We start from the raw sequence: 20228 nt of genomic DNA on the forward strand, positions 1-20228 counted from the left end.
CTTATTCTCTCTCTTCATGCTGTGCGGCTATCTTGCCGAGGGCGTTGGCGGAGATGCGGTGCACAATGTCTTCAAACTGGGCCAGCTCCTGCTGGCTGATGCCGGTGAGCAGCTCCCGGCGCACGGCGATGATGCGGCCCTCGATCTGATCGAGCAGCGCCTTGCCCGCCGGGGTCAGGGTGACGATGCGGGCCCGCTTGTCCTGGCTGCAGCAATGGCGCTCGATCAGCCCCTGCTCCTCGAGCTGACCCAGGGTCCGCATCAGGGAGGGGAGCTCTATCTCCAGGGCCTCGGCCAGGGTCTTCTGGCTGAGGTGGCCGCCGAGGCGGCTGAGTTTCCACAGGGCGGTCCAGCGGGGATGGGTGAGCCCCAGAGGCGCCAGCTCGAGATCGGCCACGGTGCGCCAGAGCCGGTGCAATCGCCCCAGCTGCTCGGCGAGGGAGAGTTCTCGCAACATCTCCAGATCCTTTTTCATGACGGGCACCTCAATTACTTAGCTTGCGAAGCATTATATTTATTTCGCAGGCTAAGTAAATAGTGTGATACAGCTCACGTTCAGGTTTTTTGCCCGGGCCGTGGTGTTTAAGTTTTTATATGGCTTTGCGGGCCAGCTAACCGACAACGGCCGGAGGAGGCGCTAGAGTGGCCACCTTTGAGGTGCGCCAGGCTGGCCATTGACCCGGCGGGGCGACACCCTCACCCTGGGCTTTCCTGTCCGCTGCAAGGTTGAACGATGAAACTGCGCCACCAGCTAGTCACCCTCTCGCTTGGCTTGTCACTGCTGCTGATCCTGATCCTGGGCTGTCTGCTTGCTCTCTTCATGCGCCACCTGCTGGAGAACAACCTGAAGGAGAAGGGGAGCGATCTGGCCCGGGTGCTGGCGGCGGACAGCCGGGTGGTCCGGGCCCTGGAGAAGGGGAGCGATCCCGGGCTGCGGGATTATGTGCAGGGGATCTGCAGCCGCACCGATGCCGCCTACATGGTGGTGACCGACGAACATGCCAGGCGCCTGAGCCACCCCTCCCCCGAGCTGGTGGGCCAGACCTTCCGGGGGGAGGACATCTGGCCTGCACTCCAGTCGCGCGAGAGCTACTGCTCCCGGGACGTGGGCACCCTGGGCCCCGCCATCCGCTGCTTCGCTCCCGTGGTGGGGCCCGATGGCCAGGCCATCGGCGCGGTGGCGGTGGGTTATCTGATGCGCACCGTGGAGGGCACCTATCAGGAGCGGATCGCCCTGCTGGTCGGCGCCATCGCGGCAGTGCTGGGGTGCGGCCTGCTGCTGGCGCTCTGGGTGCAGCACCTGCTGCGCCGCACCCTGCTGGATCTGGAGCCGGAGACCATCGCCAATCGCTTCGCCCAGCAGGATCTGGTGCTGGAGGGGATCTCGGAGGGGATTGTGGCCCTGGACAACCAGCACAGGATCACCATGCTCAACAGCGCAGCCTTCTATCAGTTGCGACTGCCCGGCACCGGGCGCCACGCCCTGCTGGGCCGCTCCCTGGCGGAGCTGGCCCCCGGCCTCGTGCCCACGTTGCAGCAAGGGGGGGCGGTCAGGTTCACCGTGCAGGGGGATGACTTCGTCGGCCACTGGCAGGAGCTCAGCGGTCGTGAGCCGGGGCGCATGCTTATCTTCAGCCGGCCAGACGGCACCGGCAGCCTGGGCATGCAGGTGACCCACCTGCGCCAGTACGGCGAGATGCTGCGCATCCAGACCCATGAATTCGCCAACAAGCTCAGCAGCCTCTCCGGCCTGCTCCAGCTCGGCCACGTGGATCAGGCGGTAGACCTCATCCAGCAGGAGAACGAAGCCTGCCAGAACATGTTGCAGGATCTGCTGCGGGTCATCGAGAACAAGCCGGTGGCCGGGCTCATCCTCGGCAAGTTCAGCCGGGCGCGGGAGCTGGGGGTGGAGCTGGTGCTGGATGCGGGGTCGGCCCTCGGGGAGTATCCGGCCGAGGTGTCGGCGGATCTCATCACCTGCATCGGCAACCTGCTGGACAACGGCATTCGCGCCGCCTGGGGGAACCGCGAGCACGCCGCGCCCAGGGTGCTGCTCTCCCTCGATGATCTGGGGCGGCGGCTGGTGATCGAGGTGGAGGACAGTGGCGAGGGGGTGGACGAGGCGCTGGCGGATCACCTGTTCGACTACGGTGTCAGCCGCCAGACCGGGGATCACGGTGTCGGCCTCTTCCTGGTCAAGAAGACGGTGGCCAGACGGGGGGGCGTGATAGAATGGCGCCGCACCGCCGAGCAGACGACCCTGTTCGGTATCTATTTGAATAAAAACCAATTGGTGTAAGTCATGAAGCCAATCTTCACGCTGATTATCGAGGATGACGAGCGGATAGGCGCCATGTTGGGGGAGCTGGTCTCCTCCACGGCCGGGTTCTCCCTGATGGGGCGGGCCGGCACCCTGGCCGAGGCGGATCGCCTGATGGCGGGGAGCGAGCCCCGCTTGCTGATGGTCGACATCTCCCTGCCCGATGGCTCGGGCCTGGAGTGGGTGAGCCGGCTGCGCAGCCACAACCGGGAGGTGATGGTGATGATGGTGACCGCCTCCTGCGACGTGGAGACCATACAGCAGGCCCTCAACCTGGGCGTGCAGGACTACGTCATCAAGCCGCTGCGGCTGTTTCGTATCCAGCAGAGCCTGGAGGAGATCCTGGTCCTCCATCGCCGCCTGTGCGAGCCGGGGGAGCTGGCCCAGAGCGACCTGGACCGCCTGATGGGCAAGGCGCGCAACCAGGGGCGGGAGGCGCGGGAAACCCCCAAGGGGATCGACGCCATCACCCTGCGCCAGGTGCTGGACCTGCTGGCGGGGGAGCCGGACAACACCTTCTCCACCGACACCGTGGCCCTGCGCCTCTCCCTGAGTCGCACCACGGCCCGCCGCTACCTGGAGTTTCTGGAGTCAGAAGATCGGCTGGACGTGGAGCTCAACTACGGCCAGCGTGGCCGCCCGGAGCGGCGTTACCACTGGCGCCGGGAGTCGTGACCCCGCCGCTGGCACAACGCCGAAGAGGCCGCGCACACCATGCTGCGCAGGCCGCGCAGATAAAAGGGAGCCTTTGAGCTCCCTTTTGTTTTGCCCCGATGCGACCCGGCCCCTCTATCTGGGGTCGCCCGAGAAGGGGTGCAGGGCGGTACGGGCGCGCTCGAACAGGGCGATGAGGTGATCCGCCACGGCCCGCACCCGCCGGGAGTGGGCGAGATCGCTGTGGAGCACCAGCCAGATGGGCTGATCCACCCCGAGCTCCGGCAGCAGGCAGACCAGATCCGTCTGGCGGGCCAGGTAGTGGGGCAGCACCGCGAGCCCCAGACCGGCCTGGGCGGCGGCGAGCTGGGCCGCCAGGGTGCCGGTCTCCACCCGGCAGGGGCGGCCGCGCAGCATGCGGGTCATCCATCTGGCGGCGGGCAGGTGGCTCTGGGTTTCGTTCCAGCCGATGAAGTCATCCTGATCGAAGCTGGCGGCATCCACCCCGGGGCTGCGGGCATCCAGGTAGGCGCCGGTCCCGTAGAGGCCAAAGCCCAGGGTGCCCAGGCGCCGCAGGGTGAGGTGGCCGGCATCGGGCTTGACCATGCGCACCGCGAGATCGGCATCGCGCCGGTGCAGGTTCACCGTCTGCACCCCGGTGACCAGCTCCACCCTCAGCTCGGGGTGCTGGGCAAAGAGCGTCGGCAGGGAGGGGATGATGAGGGGATTGGCCAGGTTCTCGGCAGTGGCGAGGCGCACGGTGCCGGCCACCTGTCCCTGCAACTGCCCCGCCTCGCCAAAGGCCAGCCCCGCATGTTCCAGCGCCTCGGCTCGCTCAAGCAGGGCCTCCCCGTCGTCGGTCAGGCGATAACCCTGCTGGTGGCGGCTGAACAGGGGCAGGCCGAGGGCCGCCTCCAGCCTGTCCAGGCGCCGGGAGACGGTGGCCACCCCCATGCGAAGGGCGTGGGCGGCACCGCTCAGGGTGCCGCTGCGGGTGATGGCCAGGAAGACGCGGGCGTCGTCCCAGAGCAGGGGATCGTGCATGGTGTTTCCATAATCGGAAGATAGGTTGCCAGTTACCTCTATATCTCATTCATTTTCGGAAGACCATACTCCCCTGCAACTTGTCAGGGAGAAAATGCGATGCAACGACGAACACTGGGAGCCAACCTGCAGGTCTCTGCCCTGGGGCTGGGCTGCATGGGGATGAGCGAATTCTACGGGCCGCGGGACGATGAGACGTCCTTGCGGGTGCTGGCGGAGGCGGTGGAGCGGGGCATCGACCTGCTCGACACCGCCGACATGTACGGCCCCCACCACAACGAGGCGCTGATCGGGCGTTTTCTCGCGACCCGGCGGGGGCAGGTGAAGGTCGCCACCAAGTTTGGCATCGTGCGCCAGCACGGGGAGTACAGGCGTACCCTCGACAACAGCGCCCGCTATGCACGCCAGAGCTGCGAGGGCTCCCTGCGCCGCCTCGGCATCGAGCAGATCGATCTCTACTATGTGCACCGCCTCGATCCGGCCCATCCCGTCGAGGAGACCATGGCCGGGCTGGCGCAGCTGGTACAGGAGGGCAAGATAGCCCGCATCGGTCTGTGCGAGGTGAGCGAGGCCACCCTGAGGCGCGCCCATGCCGTGCACCCGGTGGCGGCGGTGCAGACCGAATACTCCCTCTGGACGCGGGAGGTGGAGGCGGCGGTGCTGCCCGCCTGCCGGGAGCTGGGGATTGGTCTGGTGGCCTACTCCCCCCTGGGGCGCGGGTTTCTGACCGGGCGTTACCAGCAGGAGGCGGTGTTCGAGGAAGGGGATTTTCGGGCCAGTCTGCCGCGCTTTCAGGGGGAGAACCTCGCCACCAACCGCACCCTGGTGCAGGCGGTCATGGCCCTGGCGCAGCAGAAGGGATGCTCGGCGGCGCAGATAGCCCTGGCCTGGCTGCTGGCGCAATGGGAGGGGATAGTGCCCATCCCCGGCACCCGGCGCCTGACCCACCTGGCGGATAACCTCGGCGCCCTCTCGGTGCGCCTCTCCCCAGCAGAACTCGGGGCCCTGGGACAGGCCATCCGGACCCTGCCGGTGGCGGGGGAGCGCTATACCGCCGAGGGGATGAAGGGGGTGAACGCATGAGCGGCTCGCACACGGATCGCCGTGAACGGGCGTTCGCGCTGCTGGCCCGGCTCGATCCCCAGGCGCCCACGCGGGTCGCCGCCAGCCTGGATGCCCTGTCACCGGAGCTTGCCGAGCTGGTGCTGGGGTTTGCCTTTGCCGATGTGCTCGCCCGACCCGGCATCGATCTCTGCACCCGCGAGATGCTCACGGTGGCGACCCTGATGGGGATGGGGACGGCGCCCGGACAGCTCGAGTTCCATATCCGGGCCGCCCTCAATGTGGGGGTCAGCCGGGAGACCATCATCGAGATCCTGCTCCAGGTCGCCGTCTATGCCGGAGTGCCCGCCTGCATGAATGGCATCAGTGCGGCCCGCAGCGCCTTCGCCGCCCATGACAAGGGGCGGGGGGGCAGGGATTAAGGAGGAGACGCCACCCTGGCGAAAAGGTCAGGCGTGCCCTGACGGGGGCAGCAAGAAGGGAGCCGAGGCTCCCTTCTTTCATGGTGCTGGCCGGCTCAAGCCCCTTCCGGCAGAGGACGGCGTACCCTCGGCTTGAGCTGGGAGAGCATGACCCCGGTCAGGATGAGGCCGCCCCCCAGCAGGTGATAGCCGTGGATGGGCTCCCCCAGGGTAATGACGGCGATGAGGGCCGTGCACAGGGGCATCAGGTTCATGAAGACCGAAGTGCGCTCCGCCCCCAGGGTGGCGAGGCCGCGCATCCAGCAGTAGGCGGCGAAGATGGAGGAGGCGAGGCCGGCGAACAGCACCATGCTCCAGCCCTGGGCGGGAATGGCCAGGGAGTCGGCAGAGAGGGCCACCGGGATGAGCAGCAGCACCGCCAGCAGGATCTGCAGATAGAGGTTGAGCCAGGGGCCGAAGGGCAGTTGCCAGCGGCGGATCAAGAGGCCATAGAGGGCATAGCTGGCCGCCCCCAGCAGCATCATGCCGTCGCCGGGGTTGATGCCGCTGTGCAGCAATGCCAGGGGATTGCCCTGACCCAGCAGCCAGAGCACCCCGAACAGGGAGAGGCTCATGCCGAGCAGCGCCTGCTTGCCCGACTTCTGGCCAAAGCAGCAGGCCCCGATGAGCAGGGTGAGCAGGGGCAGCAGGGAGCCGATGACCCCCATGTTGGTGGCCGAGGTGCTGTGGGCGGCGTAGTAGGCGAGGCACTGGTAGAGCACCATGCCGAGCAGGGAGAGCACCAGCAGCTTGCCGAGCCAGGGGCGGATGTCGGCCCGGCGGCGCCAGAGCTGCGGCAGGCAGAAGGGGGAGAGCGCGAGGGCGGCGATCACCCAGCGATAGAAGGAGATGGCAGCGGGATCCAGCACGCTGGCGGCGGCCTTGGAGACCACGGTATTGGCGGCCCAGATCAGGATGGCGAGCAGGGGGAAGAGAAAAGGCATAGGCACTCCTTGGTACGATGGGGAGAGTCTAGCCTTGTCTTGAACGAGGTAAGTAGCGTAAATAAGACATGTCATAACCGCTTTGGGACAATCTGCATGGGCACCCTCACCCTGGCCGAGCAGGATCGCCTGCTGGCCGACCCCAACCCCCTCTACTTTCGCTACAGCCAGATCCAGGGGGGCAACGCCTGCGCCGAGCACGCCCACCCCTGGGGTCAGCTCAGCCTCATCAGCCTGGGGGTCATGGTGGTGGAGGTGGGGGGAGAGCGGCTGGTGGCGCCTCCGGACTACCTCATCTGGGTGCCGGCGGACCTGCCCCACACCGCCTTCAACGAGCAGACCCTGGATTACACCTCCATCTACGTGAGCCACGCCCTGGCCCCGCGTCTGCCACGGGAACCCCAGCTGCTGGCCCTCACCCCCTTGCTGCGGGCCCTGCTGGAGGACTTCACCCAGCGCCGGGTCGGGCACATGGAGGATGAGTGGGATGCCCGTCAGGGTGAGCTCTTCATCGAGAAGCTGGCCCGCACCCGTTGCCAGCCGAGCTACCTGCCCCAGAGCCGGGATCGCCTGCTGGCACCCTTGCTGGCGGCATTGCAGGCGGCGCCGGAGGACAACCGCACGCTGGTGGAGTGGGCCAGGGCGCTGCACACCACGGAGCGCACCCTGGCGCGGCGCTGCCAGAAGGAGCTTGGCATGAGCCTCGGCCAGTGGCGCACCCGGCTGCGGCTGGTGAAGGCGCTGGACTGGCTGCGGGGCGAGATGCCGGTGCAGGAGATCGCCTGGCGTCTCGGTTACGCCTCCACCTCGGCTTTCATCGCCATGTTCCAGCGGGAACAGGGCTGCGCCCCCCAGCGCTATCGCCAGCAGCTGGGCCAACCCGTGGCCTGAACCGCATGAAAAAGGGCGCCCGCAGGCGCCCTTGTGGATCACGGGATGGGCTTAGAAGAAGCCGAGGGGGTTGATGTCGTGGCTCACCAGCAGGTTCTTGGTGTTCTGGTAGTGGTCCAGCATCATCTTGTGGGTCTCGCGACCGATCCCCGACTTCTTGTAGCCGCCAAAGGCCGCATGGGCCGGGTAGGCGTGGTAGCAGTTGACCCAGACCCGGCCGGCCTGGATGCCGCGCCCCATGCGCCAGGCCAGGTTGCTGTCCCGGGTCCACAGGCCGGCCCCCAGCCCGTACTGGGTGTCGTTGGCAATGGCCAGGGCATCCGCCTCGTCCTTGAAGGTGGTGACCCCGAGCGCCGGCCCGAAGATCTCCTCCTGGAACACCCGCATCTTGTTCTGGCCCGAGAAGATGGTGGGCTGGATGTAGAAGCCCCCCTCCAGCCCGCTCACCTTGGCCGGGCCGCCGCCTAGCAGCATCTTGGCCCCTTCGCCGCGGCCGATCTCCATGTAGCTCAGGATCTTGTCGAACTGCTCGCGGGACGCCTGGGCCCCCACCTGGGTCGTGGTGTCGAGGGGGTTGCCCTGCACGATGGTGCGGGCGCGGGCCAGCACCCGGTCCATGAAGTCGTCATAGATGCTGGCCTGCACCAGGGCGCGGGAGGGGCAGGTACACACCTCCCCCTGGTTGAAGAAGGTCATCAGCATCCCTTCCACCGCCTTGTCGATGTAGCTGCTCTCGTGCTGCATCACGTCGGCGAAGTAGATATTGGGGGACTTGCCACCGAGCTCCACGGTGGAGGGGATCAGCTTGTCGGCGGCGCAGCGCAGGATATGGGCGCCCACCTCGGTGGAGCCGGTAAACGCCAGCTTCTGGATCCGGTTGCTGGTGGCGAGCGCCTGGCCCGCCTCGGCGCCGAAGCCGTTGACCACGTTGACTACGCCAGGGGGCAGGATGTCCTTGATGAGATCCATCATCAGCATGATGGTGACCGGGGTCTGCTCGGCGGGCTTGAGCACGCTGCAGCAGCCGGCCGCCAGTACCGGGGCCAGCTTCCAGGCGGCCATCAGCAGGGGGAAGTTCCACGGGATGATCTGGCCGACCACGCCGATGGGCTCCTTGAAGTGGTAGCTGACGGTGTTCTGGTCCAGCTCGGCGGCGGAGCCCTCCTGGGCGCGGATGCAGCCGGCGAAGTAGCGGAAGTGATCCACCACCAGCGGCAGGTCGGCGGCCAGGGTCTCGCGCACCGCCTTGCCGTTCTCCCAGGTCTCGGCGATGGCGAGCACTTCGATGTTCTGTTCGATGCGATCGGCGATGCGCAGCAGCAGGTTGCTGCGCTCGGTGACGCTGGTCTTGCTCCAGCTGGCGAACGCCTTGTGGGCCGCGTCCAGGGCGAGCTCGATGTCGGCGGCGTCGGAGCGGGCCACCTCGCAGAACACCCGGCCATCCACCGGCGAGATGTTTTCAAAGTAGCGGCCGGCGCGCGGCGCCACCCAGTCGCCACCGATGAAGTTGTCATAACGGGATTTGAAGCTGACCAGGGCACCTGCCTGACCGGGAGCGGTATAAATCATCTCATCATCCTTATGTGTGTGTGGTCCTGACCGGCCTGGCGGGCAGTCCGGTTGCTTCCTGTCATCGCAAGGGGCGTGCCAGCGGGCGGCGCTCTACACAAAAAGGTTGCAAAAACGTTATCAAACGGGGTGCCAAGGGGTATCTTGGTTAACCAGTGCCCCCCAGGACGGCCCCCGAACTGTGCCGTTTCGGAACACCGGGTGTGACACTGTGCCGTTTGTGAACAGGAGACGTGATGAAGGCGCTTCCCCAAGGCGGCCCTATTCGCGAGTGTGTAGAAGGAGGTGTGATGAGCGAGTTGCCTCAATCCGGTGCCAGCCCAATCCAGCGCTCCTGGGAGCGCTGCCTGCATCAGGGGCTGAGCCGCCAGCAGAGCGCCGAGCTGGATTTGCTGCCCCAGGGGGAGCTGTCGGCTCGCCAGGAGCAGCACAGGACGCTCATCGCCTGCTTCCAGCGCTTCGTGCTGCCGCTCTTTGGCCAGTTGCTGGCGGGCAGACCCTGTCGTCTGCTGCTGTGTGACGGCGAGGGTGCCATCCTCGCGGTGAGCGGAGACGACCGGTTTGCCCGCCATGCCGAGCGCATTTTTTTGCGCAGCGGCGCCCGCTGGGGGGAGGCGAGCAAGGGCACCAACGCCATCGGCACCGCGCTGGCCGAGCAGAGCGAGGTGCAGGTGCTGGGGGCGCAGCACTTCTTCGCCCAGCACAGTTTTCTCAGTTGCAGCGCCTGTCCCCTGCTCGGGCCGGACGGGCAACTGCTCGGCGTGCTCGACATCTCCACCGATGCGGCCCACCACGGCGGCGACATGCTGGGCACCGTGCGCCTCCTGGCCATGACCCTGGAAAACGCCCTGCTGGCCCGCCAGCCGGGCTGGCTGGTGGATCTCGATCCCCAGAGTCTCTGGTCTGCCCGCCTGCTGCTGGGGGAGGGGGGCGAGCTGCTCGGGGCCAACCGGGCCGGTCGGCTCTGGCTCGGCCAGCACCCCTTCGACGGTCAGCAGTTGCTGCGCGAGCGCCGCGGCCTGCGGCTGGTGCCGGAGGCGGGGGAGCGCGCCGCCAGGCTCCCCCTGCCGAGCGCGGTTGAGGAGGGGGGATCGCAGGCGCAGCAGGTGCCGCTCAAGATGCTGGAGCGGGGCATCTCATTGCTCATCGAGGGGGAGACCGGCAGCGGCAAGGAGCACCTGGTGCGCACCCTGCACGCCAGTTCGAGCCGTCGGGAGCGCCCTCTGGTGTGCGTCAACTGTGGCGCCCTGCCGGCGGAGCTGGTGGAGGCCGAGCTGTTTGGCTACGTGGGGGGGGCCTTCAGCGGTGCCCGCAGCCAGGGCAGCCAGGGCTATCTGCGCGCCGCCCACGGCGGCATCCTGATGCTGGATGAAATTGGCGAGCTGCCGCTCCAGGCCCAGACCCGGCTGCTGCGGGTGTTGCAGGAGCGCGTCGTCACCCCGGTGGGCAGCCACAGACCCGAGGCGGTGGACTTCTGGCTGGTCAGCGCCAGCCATCGGGATCTGGCGGCCATGGTGGCGGCCGGCACCTTTCGCGAAGATCTCTACTACCGCATCTGCGGCTGGCGCCAGCAACTGGCACCCCTGCGGGCCTGGTCGGTGCCCGAGCGTCAGGGGCTGATCCTGAACCTGCTCGCCCAGATGGACCCCCGGCTACAACTGAGCCGGGAGGCGGAGCAGCGGTTGCTGGCCCACCCTCTGCCCGGCAACGTGCGTCAGCTCAAACAGGCGCTGGAGGTGGCCTGTGTACTGGCAGAGGGGCAGGGCTGGATTGAACCTGCCCATCTGCATCTGCCCGCCGTGGCGGGGGGGCAGAGCTCACCTTTGGGAGGGAGTACCCTGCGCGAGCAGAGCCGGCAGCGGGTGCAGCAGACCCTGGCAGAGTGCGGCGGCAACGTGAGCGAGGCGGCGCGCCGTCTTGGCATCAGTCGCACCACCCTCTATCGGGCGCTGCGGGAGGAGGGGTGAAGGGTGTCGCGCCGTCCAGCGCTTGTGTAGACTGCGGTGGCAAGGACGTTTTTTCGTTATGTTTCTATCGCAGGGAGTGCGCAATGATCCATCTTACGACCGACGAGGCCCCCCGCCTCTCTCCCGGCTGCTGGCCGATGCCGCTTGCGCCCCATGGGGCCCGTGCGGGTTAGTCGGCACCCGTCTGCGCCCGGTGCGGCGCGTGTAATAACCTTGGATCTGGATCAGCGCGGTCCGGCGCTTCAAGGTGTAGGGTAAAAGCCCTTTTTCAGGTGTGATGCCGATGATCCCTTCCTATTCCCGCATGACGACGCTGTTGTTCTGGTGCCTGCTGGCGGCGAGCCTGCTGGCCATGGCGATATTCGAATTCGGACCCGAGCGGCGGCTCGACATCCTGAGCCAGGCCGGTTTGTCCGTGCGTGCCCAGGATGACAGGGCCCACAAGGGCTCCTCCGTCGCCACCCTGAGTCAGGGGGGCGACAGACCCGCCATCCAGTGCACCCTGCGAAGCCAATATGCCTATCCTTTCTGCGAGCTGGTTCTGACCCTGACCAACCCCGAGCAGGGGCTGGATCTCTCCGGCTTCACCGGGGTGCGGGTGAGGCTGGATGTAGAAGGGCAGGGGGTACAGGCCTGGCGCCTTTATCTGCGCAACTACGATCCCGTCTATTCGACGCGGGAAGACGAGAGTTCCCACAAGTTCAACGAAGTGCTCTTCACCGCCAGGGATTTTGGCCGCGAGCAGGATGTCCCCCTGAATGTCTTTGCCCCCAGCTCCTGGTGGGTGCAGCAGTACGACATTCCGCTGGTCCAGCAGGGGCCGGATCTGCACCATGTCTACGCCATCGAGATCGCCTCCGATGACAAGATGTTGCCGGGGGAGTACCGGTTGCGGCTCGAGCGGTTGGAGTTCTATGGCCGCTGGTGCAAGCCGGGGGACTTCTATCGCTATCTGCTGCTGGGGTGGCTTGTCTACGGCGTGCTGCTCTTCCTGGTCCAGAACCTGATGTTCGGGGATCGGCTGCGCAAGGCCAGGGAGGCGCGCCTCGCGGCTGAAGCCCTGAGTGCGAGCCTGTGCGAGCAGAACCGGCGCACCGAGGAGGAGGCCCGCTACGATCCCCTGACCGGGGCCCTCAACCGGCTCGGCGGCGAAAAGCTGCTCGGGGAGCTCGGCGAGATGCCGCTCTCCTTCATCTATATCGACATCGATCACTTCAAGGGGGTCAACGACGGTCACGGCCACCCGGTGGGGGACGAGGTGCTCAAGCACATGGTGAGCGAGCTGCTGCGCCATTGCGACAGCCTGTGCCGACTGGTGCGCTGGGGCGGGGAGGAGTTCGTGCTGGTCTGCCTCCATTACGACGAGGGACGGGCCGCCGCCCTGGCGGAGCGGCTGAGAGGGGCGCTGGAGGGGTACAGGCACTGGCCGCTGGGGCTCGGGATCACCGCCTCCTTCGGGGTGGCCGAGCGGCGCAAGGATAGCCTGGAGCAGGCGCTCAAGCGGGCCGACGAGGCGCTCTATCAGGCCAAGCAGAATGGTCGCAACCGGGTGGAGGTGGCGCCCGACTGATCCGGCGCTGGAGCCCATGGCCGGGCGGGGCTATCATGCGCCCCATCATCCATCCGAGGAGAGATGCCATGGCACAACACATTGGCGCCCTGACGCTGCTGGTGGCGGATTACGACGAGGCCATCGCCTTCTTCACCCGGGGAATGGGCTTCGAGCTACTGGAAGACACCCCCCTCGACGAGCCGGGCAAACCGGGCAAACGCTGGGTGCGGGTCGCTCCCAAGGGGGCTCCCGGCTCCGCCCTGCTGCTGGCCCGCGCGGCCAACGAGGAGCAGCGCGCCGCCATCGGTCGCCAGGGGGGCGGTCGGGTCTTCCTGTTCCTCGAGACCGACGACTTCTGGGGCGATTACGAGCGGATGCAGGCCTATGGTGTTCATTTCTGTGAACAGCCGCGCCTCGAACCCTACGGCACCGTGGTGGTGTTCGAGGACATCAGTGGCAATCGCTGGGACCTGCTGCAACTCGCTGCTGCCAACTGAATCTGAAAACGTTTATCATCCCGCCCGTCATAAAGTCATAAAAGTGTCACAGAAAGTTCTAATAATTGGCGCACCCATCTTCACAGAGGAGAGAGAAGGGATATGGCTAAGCGAATTCTGGTGGTCGAGGACGAGGCACCGATCCGCGAAATGCTCTGCTTCGTGCTTGAGCAGAAGGGATATGAAACAGTAGAAGCTGAAGATTACGCCGATGGACTGGCAAAGGTGCGCGAACCCTACCCCGAACTCATCGTGCTGGACTGGATGATGCCAGGTGGCAGTGGTATCCAGTTCCTCAAGCAGCTCAAGCAGGATGAGATGACTCGCCAGATCCCGGTGGTGATGCTGACCGCCCGGGGCGAGGAAGAGGACAAGGTGCGCGGGCTCGAGGCCGGTGCCGACGACTACATCACCAAGCCCTTCTCCCCCAAGGAGCTCACCGCCCGCCTGCACGCCGTGATGCGCCGTGTCTCTCCCACCTCGGTGGACGAGGTGATCGAGGTGCAGGGGCTAAAGCTGGATCCCGTTTCCCACCGGGTCAGTGCCGAGGAGAAGGCCCTCGACATGGGGCCGACCGAATTCAAGCTGCTGCACTTCTTCATGACCCACCCCGAGCGGGTCTACAGCCGCGAGCAGTTGCTCAACAACGTCTGGGGTACCAATGTGTATGTCGAGGACAGGACGGTGGACGTGCACATTCGCCGCCTGCGCAAGGCCATCGAAGAGACGGGGCACGACAGATTGATCCAGACGGTGCGCGGGGCCGGCTACCGCTTCTCGACCCGTCTCTAGGTCAGGGCCAGTGCCGCCAGCGCCTGCCGGCGGGCATTGGACCCGGCTCTTTGCTGTCTCTAGGAGATCTTAATGTTGCAACCTTACGCCTGGCGGCGACAGTTGTGGCGAATGGCGTTCTTCTACAGCCCCTTCGTCTTGGTAGGTTGGTTAATCGATCATCTCGTTCTCTGCCTGCTGGTGGCCACTGTGCTGCACCTGGTCTGGCACTACCGCTTCCAGAAGCGGCTGTCGGACTGGCTGTGGCACGATCGCAGCCTGGTGCCGCCTCACGGTAGCGGCAGCTGGGAGCACATCTTCAACGGTATCTACAAGTTGCAGCAGCGTCACCGGGCCCGGCGCCGGGAGCTGGCGGGCCTCATCCGCCGCTTTCGGGAAGGGGCGGAGGCGCTGCCCGATGCGGCCGTGGTGTTTCGCACCGACGGCAGCATCCTCTGGTGCAACCGGCTGGCGGAGCAACTGCTCGGCTTTCGCTGGCCCGAGGATGCCGGCCAGCACATCGGCAACCTGATCCGTCACCCCGCCTTCGTCGCCTATCTGGGCAAGGGGCAGTATGACGAGCCGTTCGAGATGCACTCCCCCATCAACGAGGAGAAGTTCCTCGAATTTCGCATCATGCCCTATGCGGAGGACCAGGCCATGCTGGTGGTGCGGGATGTGACCCGGCTGCGCAGCCTGGAGAAGACGCGCAAGCACTTCGTCTCCAACGTCTCTCACGAGTTGCGCACCCCCCTCACCGTGCTCAAGGGGTATCTGGAGATGACCGAGGAGCCGCCGCCCCCCGCCATGTGGGCCAAGGCGCACAAGGTGATGATGGAGCAGACGATCCGCATGGACAATCTGGTCAACCAGCTGCTCACCCTGTCGCGCATCGAGGCGGCGCCCACCGTGGATCTCTCCCATCTGGTGGACATGCCCGCCATGCTGGGGCTGCTGGAGCAGGAGGCGCGGGCGCTCTCCGGCGAGCGGGCCCACGAAATCGTCTTCATGGTCCAGCCCAATCTGCTGGTGCGCGGGGATCAGGATCAGCTGCGCAGCGCCGTCTCCAACCTGGTCTACAACGCCATCCACTACACCCCGGCGGGGCGCAAGATCACCGTGGAGTGGCGCAAGCAGGGGAGCATGGCGCTGTTTGCGGTGCAGGATGAGGGGGAGGGGATCCCCCCCGAGCATCTGGCACGGCTCACCGAGCGGTTCTATCGGGTCGACAAGGCCCGCTCGCGCCACACCGGAGGGTCCGGGCTCGGCCTTGCCATCGTCAAGCATGCCCTGAGTCATCACGATGCCCATCTCGATATCGAGAGCCGGATCGGTGCGGGCAGCCGCTTCAGCTTTCTCATTCCCGCCCGCATGGTGCTGGTGAAATAATATTTTGTGTCAATGTGTTAGCAACGATAGAAGGGCTGCATCGCAGCCCTTTTTTCATCCGGGCCATTCTCGGCCCATGTCATCAAAGTGTCATATAAATTCCATAAATTTGTCACTGCCAGGCCAGATACTGGCGCCGTCTTAAAGAACGGACCTTCTGTAACACTGGAGAAGGAGTGGTGCTGGCCCACGGATCATTGCGATCGGGTGTCAACCACGTTTAGACGTCAACCTGACGATTGCCTTCTGCAACCTTGGACTTGGAGAGATTGGATGAAACTCAACAAACTGGCTGGTGTCATCGGATTCACCGCAGCAACCCTGTTTTCTGTCAGCGCTCTGGCTGCCGGTGTGGATAAAGACCTGCCGGAATACACACCGACCAGCGGCATCTCGGGCAACCTGTCCTCTGTCGGCTCGGACACCCTGGCCAACATGATGACCCTGTGGGCCGAAGAATTTAAGCGCATGTATCCCAACGTCAACGTGCAGATCCAGGCCGCCGGTTCTTCCACCGCACCGACTGCCCTGACCGAGGGCGTCGCCCAGTTTGGCCCCATGAGCCGCGCCATGAAGGCCGGTGAAGAGGAGGCATTCGAGAAGCGCTACGGCTACAAGCCGACCGCCATCCGCGTCGCCGTCGATGCCCTGGCCGTGTTCGTCAACAAGGACAACCCCATCAAGGGGCTGACCATGTCTCAGATCGATGCCATCTTCTCCAGCACCCTCAAGTGCGGCGAAGCCAAGGCGGCCACCAAGTGGTCTGATCTGGGTCTGGACGGCAGCTGGTCCGGCAAGGATCTGCAACTGTTCGGTCGCAACTCCGTGTCCGGTACCTACGGTTACTTCAAGGAACACGCCCTGTGCAACGGTGACTTCAAGAGCGGCGTGAACGAGCAGCCGGGCTCCGCCTCCGTGGTACAGTCCGTCTCCTCCTCCCTGAACGGCATCGGCTACTCCGGTATCGGCTACGTCACCTCCGGGGTGCGCGCCGTTCCGCTCTCCAAGGATGGCAAGACCTTCATCGAGGCGACCTCCGACAACGCCATCACCGGCAAGTATCCGCTGTCGCGCTTCCTGTACGTCTACGTGAACAAGCATCCGAACAAGCCGCTCTCCCCGATGGAGCAGGAGTTTGTGAAGATGATGCTCTCCAAGGCGGGCCAGACCATCGTTGCCAAGGACGGCTATGTGCCGGTCCCTGCCAAGGTGGTTCAGGCCGACCTGAAGAAGCTGGGCATCATGTAACAGAACGAGCCCTTGCAGAAAAACGAGCCCCATGCGGGCTCGTTTTCATTGGTGCGCTCCAGGATCTTTTTGGTCGCAGGGCGCAGCGCCCGGCTTGCGCCGGGCGGCGGCATTTCCGAGAATAGGGCAACTTCACGGCAAAGGACCCTCTCATGCGCGCATCTTCCCTCTCCAGACTGGCCCTGACGGCCTTGTGCAGCGCCCTGCTGGCCGGCTGCGCCCAGTCACCGACCGGTCGCAACCAGATGCTGCTTTTCTCCCCCCAGCAGATGAACCAGCTGGGCGCCGACTCCTTCACCCAGATGAAGCAGCAGGAGAAGGTGAGCACGGATGCCAGGATGAATGCCTATGTGGGCTGCGTGGCCAAGGCGGTGACCGCCCAGGTGCCTGCCAGCTATGGCATCACCAGCTGGGAGGTGGTGGTGTTCGACTCCAAGGAGATCAACGCCTTCGCCCTGCCCGGCGGCAAGATAGGCGTGTACAGCGGCCTGCTGAAAGTCGCCAAGAATCAGGACCAGCTCGCCACCGTCATCGGTCACGAGCTGACCCACGTGCTGGCCCAGCACTCCAACGAGCGCCTCTCCCGGGATCAGCTGACCGGTATCGGTCTGGCGGTGGCCGACGCCGCCATCGGCAGCAGCGACAGCCTCGGGGGCGCTGCCACCATGGCCGCCCTGGGCCTCGGGGTCCAGGTGGGGATAGCCCTGCCTTATGGCAGAACCCAGGAGAGCGAAGCGGACCGGCTCGGCCTCGAGCTGATGGCCCGCGCCGGGTTCAACCCGGCCGAAGCCGTCACCCTGTGGCAGAACATGAGCGCCGCCTCCGGTGGCAAGGCACCGCCCCAGCTGCTCTCCACCCACCCCAGCGACCAGAGCCGGATCGCCAACCTGCAGGCCCAGCAGGCCGAAGTGCAGCCCCTGTACCAGCAGGCGAAAGCATCAGGGCTGGTTCCCCAGTGCAAGGCGTAAGCCTGCGCCTGGCGCGTCCCGCCGATGCCGCCGCCATGACGGTGATGCAGCGGGCGAGCTGGCTGGCGGCCTACGGGGAGGTGCTGGGGGCCGACATGCTGGCCCAGCTGGCGGTGACCGACCACCTGCAGATCTGGCGACACCGGCTCGCCGAGCCCGGCCCCGTTCCCATGCTGGTCTGCCAGGACGACGTGGTCATCGGCCTGCTCTACTGGCAGCCCTCTTTGGAGGAAGGCTTGATGACGGCGCGGATCCGGGCGCTCTACCTTCATCCCGATCACTGGCGTCAGGGTCATGGCAAACGGCTGTGGCAGGCGGTGGCGGTGCAGATGCGCCGGGCCGGTTGCGAGTGCGTCAGGCTCTGGCTGCTGGATGGCAATCACATCGGCGAGGGATTCTACCTGCGCCGCGGCTTCATGTTCGACGGTCAGGAGCGCACCCTGATGAGCCTCGGACAACCTTGCCAACAGCGACAAATGTTCCGTTTGCTTTGAGCTGGCTCCCGTTTTTCGCCCTCGGTCACTTTATTTTTTTTGCGAATTAATACAATGTGCCCCATCTGGACAGACTGAGGTGGCCGGGTCCACCGCAAGGGAGTGTGGCATGTACTACGGATTTGACATTGGCGGCACCAAGATAGCGTTCGCTGTGTATGACGGCGCCTTGAATCTCTGTCACGAGGAGCGCATGAGCACTCCCGGCAATGATTACGAAGGGTTGCAGCAGCTGATCCGCGAGCGGGTCGAGGCGGCGGATGCGCGCTTCGGGGTGAAAGGGGCCGTCGGCATCGGGTTTCCGGGGATCCTCAATCGCCTCGACGGGAGCATAGTGGCGGCCAACCTGCCCGCCATCCATGGCCGCCATCTGGGGGCGGATCTGGCCGAGCTGCTGGGCCGACCGGTCAAGGTCGACAATGATGCCAACTGTTTCCTCTGGTCGGAAGTGCATCAGGGGGCCGCAGACGGTGCTGGCAGCGCCCTCGGCGTCACCATAGGCACCGGCATCGGCGGCGCCGTCTACCTGGCGGACAAGCTCATCCAGGGGCGCAACTGGCTGGCGGGGGAGATAGGTCACTACCCGCTGCCCGCCACCATCCTGATGAAATACCCGGATTTGCCCCGTCCCCGCTGTGGCTGCGGGCGCCTGGTCTGTTTCGAAACTTATGCGTCGGGCACGGGCCTGGAGCGGCTATACCACCATGTTCATGGGGAACGGGTGAGCGGCCACCAGATCGTCGCCCGTGCCGATGCCCGTGAGGCGGCGGCCCTCTCGACCATCGACTGCTGGCTCGAGATCATCGCCGCCGGCCTCGCCACCGCCATCTCGGTGATTGATCCCGATGTGGTGGTGCTGGGGGGCGGCCTGAGCGCCCTGCCAGCCCTCTATGAGGAGTTGCCCAAACGTCTGCCCGGCCACCTGCTGCCCGGTGTTGCCCTGCCGGCGATCCGCGAGGCCCGCTTCGGTGGAGCCGGCGGTGTGCGCGGTGCAGCCCTGCTCAATCTGTGAGATCGGACAGAGGGTCTGATCTCCCCGAACAAGGAGTCATCATGACCCGTCTTGAAATCTGTATCGACAACCTCGAATCCCTGTTCACCGCCCAGGCGGCCGGCGCCGATCGCATCGAACTCTGCTCTGCGCTGGGGCTGGGCGGTCTCACCCCCTCCTATGGCTTCATGCAGCAGGTGGCGCGCCACGCCACCATCCCCGTCTACGCCATGATCCGGCCACGTGCAGGGGATTTCTGTTTTGGCGAGGGGGAGTTCGACATCATGCTGCAGGATATCGCCGCCGCCCGTGCCGCCGGCCTGCAAGGGGTGGTGGTCGGTCTGCTGGATGAAGATGGACGGGTACCCGAAGGCAAGCTCCGGCAACTGGTCGAGGCGGCGGGGCCGCTCGGCGTCACCTTCCACCGGGCCATCGATCTCTCCTCCGACTGGCGGCTGGATCTCGAGACGATCGTCGCGGCGGGTTGCGAGCGCATTCTGAGCTCCGGCCATGCGCCGACCGCGCTGGCGGGGCTCGAAACCCTGCAGGCCATGCACCAGGCGCTGGCGGGACGGGCCAGCCTGATGCCCGGGGCCGGGGTCAACGCCGACAACGTGCGCACCATCATCGAATTCACCGGCGTCAATGAAGTGCACATGTCCGGCATGGGCTGGCGCGGCGGCATGGTTCCCCATGGTGTGAACATGGGCACCTCGGACGATGGCCGGGTCAACATCACCGACGGCGCCAAGGTCGCGGCGGTGCGGGCACTTCTGGACAAGGCCTGATGCAGACCGTGCGGCGCCATGGTGCCTCTATGTGTGAACATGGGCACCTCGGACGACGGCCGGGTCAACATCACAGACGGCGCCAAGGTCGCGGCGGTGAGGGCACTTCTGGACAAGGCCTGATGCAGACCGTGCGGCGCCATGGTGCCGCTCTCTGTGACGTCAACATGGGCACCTCGGACGACGGCCGGGTCAACATCACCGACGGCGCCAAGGTTGCAGCGGTGCGGGCACTGCTGGACAGGGCCTGATACAGGCCGTGCGGCACCATGGTGCCGCTCTCTGTGACGTCAACATGGGTACCTCTGACGATGGCCGGGTCAACATCACCGACGGCGCCAAGGTCGCGGCGGTGCGGGCTCTGTTGGACAGGGCCTGATACAAACCGTGCGGCGCCATGGTGCCTCTCTTTGTGACGTCAACATGGGTACCTCGGACGATGGCCGGGTCAACATCACCGACGGCGCCAAGGTCGCGGCGGTGCGGGCTCTGCTGGACAGGGCCTGATACAGACTGTGCGGCGGCATGGTGCCCTGTTTTGCTCCCTTCTCCCCTTGCGGGAGAGGGGGCGGGGATGAGGGGGCCGATGTGAAGCGTCTCCCACCGGCGGGCAATTGA

At 65.8% G+C, this 20228-nt stretch carries 21 protein-coding genes and 2 pseudogenes; 19 read left to right on the forward strand and 4 right to left on the reverse strand.

Annotated elements, in window-relative coordinates:
• Position 1: 1 nt before the first annotated feature.
• Positions 2-475 carry a transcriptional regulator SlyA gene (gene slyA / locus ACB037_RS04940; RefSeq protein ID WP_010673459.1) on the reverse strand — a complete coding sequence of 158 codons (474 nt, stop codon included), beginning with the start codon at positions 473-475 and terminating at the stop codon, positions 2-4.
• A gap of 258 nt (positions 476-733) precedes the next feature.
• Between slyA and ACB037_RS04945 the strand changes: the two genes are divergently transcribed.
• Together ACB037_RS04945 and ACB037_RS04950 are read left to right on the forward strand one after the other, a co-directional pair.
• Positions 734-2299, forward strand: a complete 1566-nt coding sequence (locus tag ACB037_RS04945) for a sensor histidine kinase (protein WP_010673460.1) — start codon at positions 734-736, stop codon at positions 2297-2299.
• A gap of 3 nt (positions 2300-2302) precedes the next feature.
• Entirely contained in the window at positions 2303-2995 is a 693-nt protein-coding gene (locus ACB037_RS04950; RefSeq protein WP_039039279.1) for a response regulator, read from the forward strand.
• Between the two features lie 114 nt (positions 2996-3109).
• On the opposite strand, the gene ACB037_RS04955 is transcribed toward ACB037_RS04950, so the two are convergent.
• A complete protein-coding gene (locus ACB037_RS04955; protein WP_371174973.1) occupies positions 3110-4018 on the reverse strand; it encodes a LysR family transcriptional regulator in 909 nt (302 codons plus the stop codon).
• A 99-nt stretch (positions 4019-4117) separates the two neighbouring features.
• On the opposite strand from ACB037_RS04955, the gene ACB037_RS04960 reads away from it, so the two are divergent.
• Complete coding sequence (locus ACB037_RS04960; RefSeq protein ID WP_201922277.1) at positions 4118-5101, forward strand: aldo/keto reductase; 984 nt, start codon at positions 4118-4120, stop codon at positions 5099-5101.
• Complete coding sequence (locus ACB037_RS04965) at positions 5098-5502, forward strand: carboxymuconolactone decarboxylase family protein (RefSeq protein ID WP_039039282.1); 405 nt, start codon at positions 5098-5100, stop codon at positions 5500-5502. The genes ACB037_RS04960 and ACB037_RS04965 overlap by 4 nt, the downstream gene beginning before the upstream one ends.
• A gap of 95 nt (positions 5503-5597) precedes the next feature.
• Here the strand turns inward: ACB037_RS04965 and ACB037_RS04970 are convergent, their stop codons facing one another.
• A complete protein-coding gene (locus tag ACB037_RS04970; protein ID WP_371174974.1) occupies positions 5598-6485 on the reverse strand; it encodes a DMT family transporter in 888 nt (295 codons plus the stop codon).
• Between the two features lie 96 nt (positions 6486-6581).
• On the opposite strand from ACB037_RS04970, the gene ACB037_RS04975 reads away from it, so the two are divergent.
• Positions 6582-7376, forward strand: coding sequence for a helix-turn-helix transcriptional regulator (locus ACB037_RS04975; RefSeq protein ID WP_010673466.1), 795 nt, complete (start codon positions 6582-6584; stop codon positions 7374-7376).
• Positions 7377-7427: 51 nt separating this feature from the next.
• Here the strand turns inward: ACB037_RS04975 and ACB037_RS04980 are convergent, their stop codons facing one another.
• Entirely contained in the window at positions 7428-8945 is a 1518-nt protein-coding gene (locus ACB037_RS04980; protein ID WP_371174975.1) for an aldehyde dehydrogenase family protein, read from the reverse strand.
• 290 nt (positions 8946-9235) lie between these two features.
• Between ACB037_RS04980 and ACB037_RS04985 the strand changes: the two genes are divergently transcribed.
• From ACB037_RS04985 to ACB037_RS05050, 14 genes and pseudogenes are all read left to right on the forward strand, one after another.
• Positions 9236-10912 carry a sigma-54-dependent Fis family transcriptional regulator gene (locus tag ACB037_RS04985; protein ID WP_371174976.1) on the forward strand — a complete coding sequence of 559 codons (1677 nt, stop codon included), beginning with the start codon at positions 9236-9238 and terminating at the stop codon, positions 10910-10912.
• Between the two features lie 283 nt (positions 10913-11195).
• Positions 11196-12482 carry a GGDEF domain-containing protein gene (locus tag ACB037_RS04990; protein ID WP_143237890.1) on the forward strand — a complete coding sequence of 429 codons (1287 nt, stop codon included), beginning with the start codon at positions 11196-11198 and terminating at the stop codon, positions 12480-12482.
• Between the two features lie 68 nt (positions 12483-12550).
• The gene (locus ACB037_RS04995) at positions 12551-12961 is read left to right on the forward strand and encodes a VOC family protein (protein ID WP_010673470.1); all 411 of its coding nucleotides are present in this window, start codon (positions 12551-12553) and stop codon (positions 12959-12961) included.
• A 102-nt stretch (positions 12962-13063) separates the two neighbouring features.
• Positions 13064-13753: a phosphate regulon transcriptional regulator PhoB gene (gene phoB, locus ACB037_RS05000; protein ID WP_010673471.1), complete on the forward strand. Its 690-nt coding sequence runs from the start codon at positions 13064-13066 to the stop codon at positions 13751-13753.
• A gap of 72 nt (positions 13754-13825) precedes the next feature.
• A complete protein-coding gene (gene phoR, locus ACB037_RS05005; RefSeq protein WP_266142290.1) occupies positions 13826-15121 on the forward strand; it encodes a phosphate regulon sensor histidine kinase PhoR in 1296 nt (431 codons plus the stop codon).
• Between the two features lie 273 nt (positions 15122-15394).
• Positions 15395-16369, forward strand: coding sequence for a PstS family phosphate ABC transporter substrate-binding protein (locus ACB037_RS05010; RefSeq protein ID WP_270821877.1), 975 nt, complete (start codon positions 15395-15397; stop codon positions 16367-16369).
• Between the two features lie 152 nt (positions 16370-16521).
• Positions 16522-17337 (forward strand): M48 family metallopeptidase, encoded by an 816-nt coding sequence (locus tag ACB037_RS05015; protein ID WP_010673474.1) that lies wholly within the window; start codon positions 16522-16524, stop codon positions 17335-17337.
• Positions 17325-17831: a GNAT family N-acetyltransferase gene (locus tag ACB037_RS05020; protein ID WP_039039287.1), complete on the forward strand. Its 507-nt coding sequence runs from the start codon at positions 17325-17327 to the stop codon at positions 17829-17831. Before ACB037_RS05015 ends, ACB037_RS05020 begins: the two co-directional genes overlap by 13 nt.
• 109 nt (positions 17832-17940) lie before the next feature.
• Positions 17941-18843 carry an ROK family protein gene (locus ACB037_RS05025; RefSeq protein WP_201894445.1) on the forward strand — a complete coding sequence of 301 codons (903 nt, stop codon included), beginning with the start codon at positions 17941-17943 and terminating at the stop codon, positions 18841-18843.
• Positions 18844-18884: 41 nt separating this feature from the next.
• Positions 18885-19610, forward strand: coding sequence for a copper homeostasis protein CutC (locus ACB037_RS05030; protein WP_151028551.1), 726 nt, complete (start codon positions 18885-18887; stop codon positions 19608-19610).
• 18 nt (positions 19611-19628) lie between these two features.
• Positions 19629-19733, forward strand: coding sequence for a copper homeostasis protein CutC (locus ACB037_RS05035; RefSeq protein ID WP_371174977.1), 105 nt, complete (start codon positions 19629-19631; stop codon positions 19731-19733).
• A 38-nt stretch (positions 19734-19771) separates the two neighbouring features.
• Positions 19772-19861 (forward strand): annotated as a pseudogene (locus ACB037_RS05040) (copper homeostasis protein CutC); the annotation flags it as partial.
• A gap of 8 nt (positions 19862-19869) precedes the next feature.
• On the forward strand, positions 19870-19989 hold the full coding sequence (locus ACB037_RS05045; protein WP_371174978.1) for a copper homeostasis protein CutC: 120 nt from the start codon (positions 19870-19872) through the stop codon (positions 19987-19989).
• A 38-nt stretch (positions 19990-20027) separates the two neighbouring features.
• Positions 20028-20117, forward strand: a pseudogene (locus ACB037_RS05050) (copper homeostasis protein CutC); the annotation flags it as partial.
• Between the last annotated feature and the right edge of the window lie 111 nt (positions 20118-20228).

It is taken from the genome of Aeromonas sp. S19(2024) (assembly GCF_041402625.1).
GTDB classification, from domain to species: Bacteria; Pseudomonadota; Gammaproteobacteria; order Enterobacterales; family Aeromonadaceae; genus Aeromonas; species Aeromonas caviae.

Bases quoted from the DNA above. Each gene is read 5' to 3' on its own strand.
- slyA (WP_010673459.1), bottom strand. From the start codon at position 475: ATGAAAAAGGATCTGGAGATGTTGCGAGAACTCTCCCTCGCCGAGCAG.
- ACB037_RS05010 (WP_270821877.1), top strand. From the start codon at position 15,395: ATGAAACTCAACAAACTGGCTGGTGTCATCGGATTCACCGCAGCAACC.
- ACB037_RS04960 (WP_201922277.1), top strand. From the start codon at position 4,118: ATGCAACGACGAACACTGGGAGCCAACCTGCAGGTCTCTGCCCTGGGG.
- ACB037_RS04950 (WP_039039279.1), top strand. From the start codon at position 2,303: ATGAAGCCAATCTTCACGCTGATTATCGAGGATGACGAGCGGATAGGC.
- ACB037_RS04985 (WP_371174976.1), top strand. From the start codon at position 9,236: ATGAGCGAGTTGCCTCAATCCGGTGCCAGCCCAATCCAGCGCTCCTGG.
- ACB037_RS04995 (WP_010673470.1), top strand. From the start codon at position 12,551: ATGGCACAACACATTGGCGCCCTGACGCTGCTGGTGGCGGATTACGAC.
- ACB037_RS04965 (WP_039039282.1), top strand. From the start codon at position 5,098: ATGAGCGGCTCGCACACGGATCGCCGTGAACGGGCGTTCGCGCTGCTG.
- ACB037_RS05025 (WP_201894445.1), top strand. From the start codon at position 17,941: ATGTACTACGGATTTGACATTGGCGGCACCAAGATAGCGTTCGCTGTG.
- ACB037_RS05030 (WP_151028551.1), top strand. From the start codon at position 18,885: ATGACCCGTCTTGAAATCTGTATCGACAACCTCGAATCCCTGTTCACC.
- ACB037_RS05035 (WP_371174977.1), top strand. From the start codon at position 19,629: ATGGTGCCTCTATGTGTGAACATGGGCACCTCGGACGACGGCCGGGTC.
- phoB (WP_010673471.1), top strand. From the start codon at position 13,064: ATGGCTAAGCGAATTCTGGTGGTCGAGGACGAGGCACCGATCCGCGAA.
- ACB037_RS05015 (WP_010673474.1), top strand. From the start codon at position 16,522: ATGCGCGCATCTTCCCTCTCCAGACTGGCCCTGACGGCCTTGTGCAGC.
- ACB037_RS04980 (WP_371174975.1), bottom strand. From the start codon at position 8,945: ATGATTTATACCGCTCCCGGTCAGGCAGGTGCCCTGGTCAGCTTCAAA.
- ACB037_RS04975 (WP_010673466.1), top strand. From the start codon at position 6,582: ATGGGCACCCTCACCCTGGCCGAGCAGGATCGCCTGCTGGCCGACCCC.
- ACB037_RS04990 (WP_143237890.1), top strand. From the start codon at position 11,196: ATGATCCCTTCCTATTCCCGCATGACGACGCTGTTGTTCTGGTGCCTG.
- ACB037_RS04970 (WP_371174974.1), bottom strand. From the start codon at position 6,485: ATGCCTTTTCTCTTCCCCCTGCTCGCCATCCTGATCTGGGCCGCCAAT.
- ACB037_RS04945 (WP_010673460.1), top strand. From the start codon at position 734: ATGAAACTGCGCCACCAGCTAGTCACCCTCTCGCTTGGCTTGTCACTG.
- ACB037_RS04955 (WP_371174973.1), bottom strand. From the start codon at position 4,018: ATGCACGATCCCCTGCTCTGGGACGACGCCCGCGTCTTCCTGGCCATC.
- phoR (WP_266142290.1), top strand. From the start codon at position 13,826: ATGTTGCAACCTTACGCCTGGCGGCGACAGTTGTGGCGAATGGCGTTC.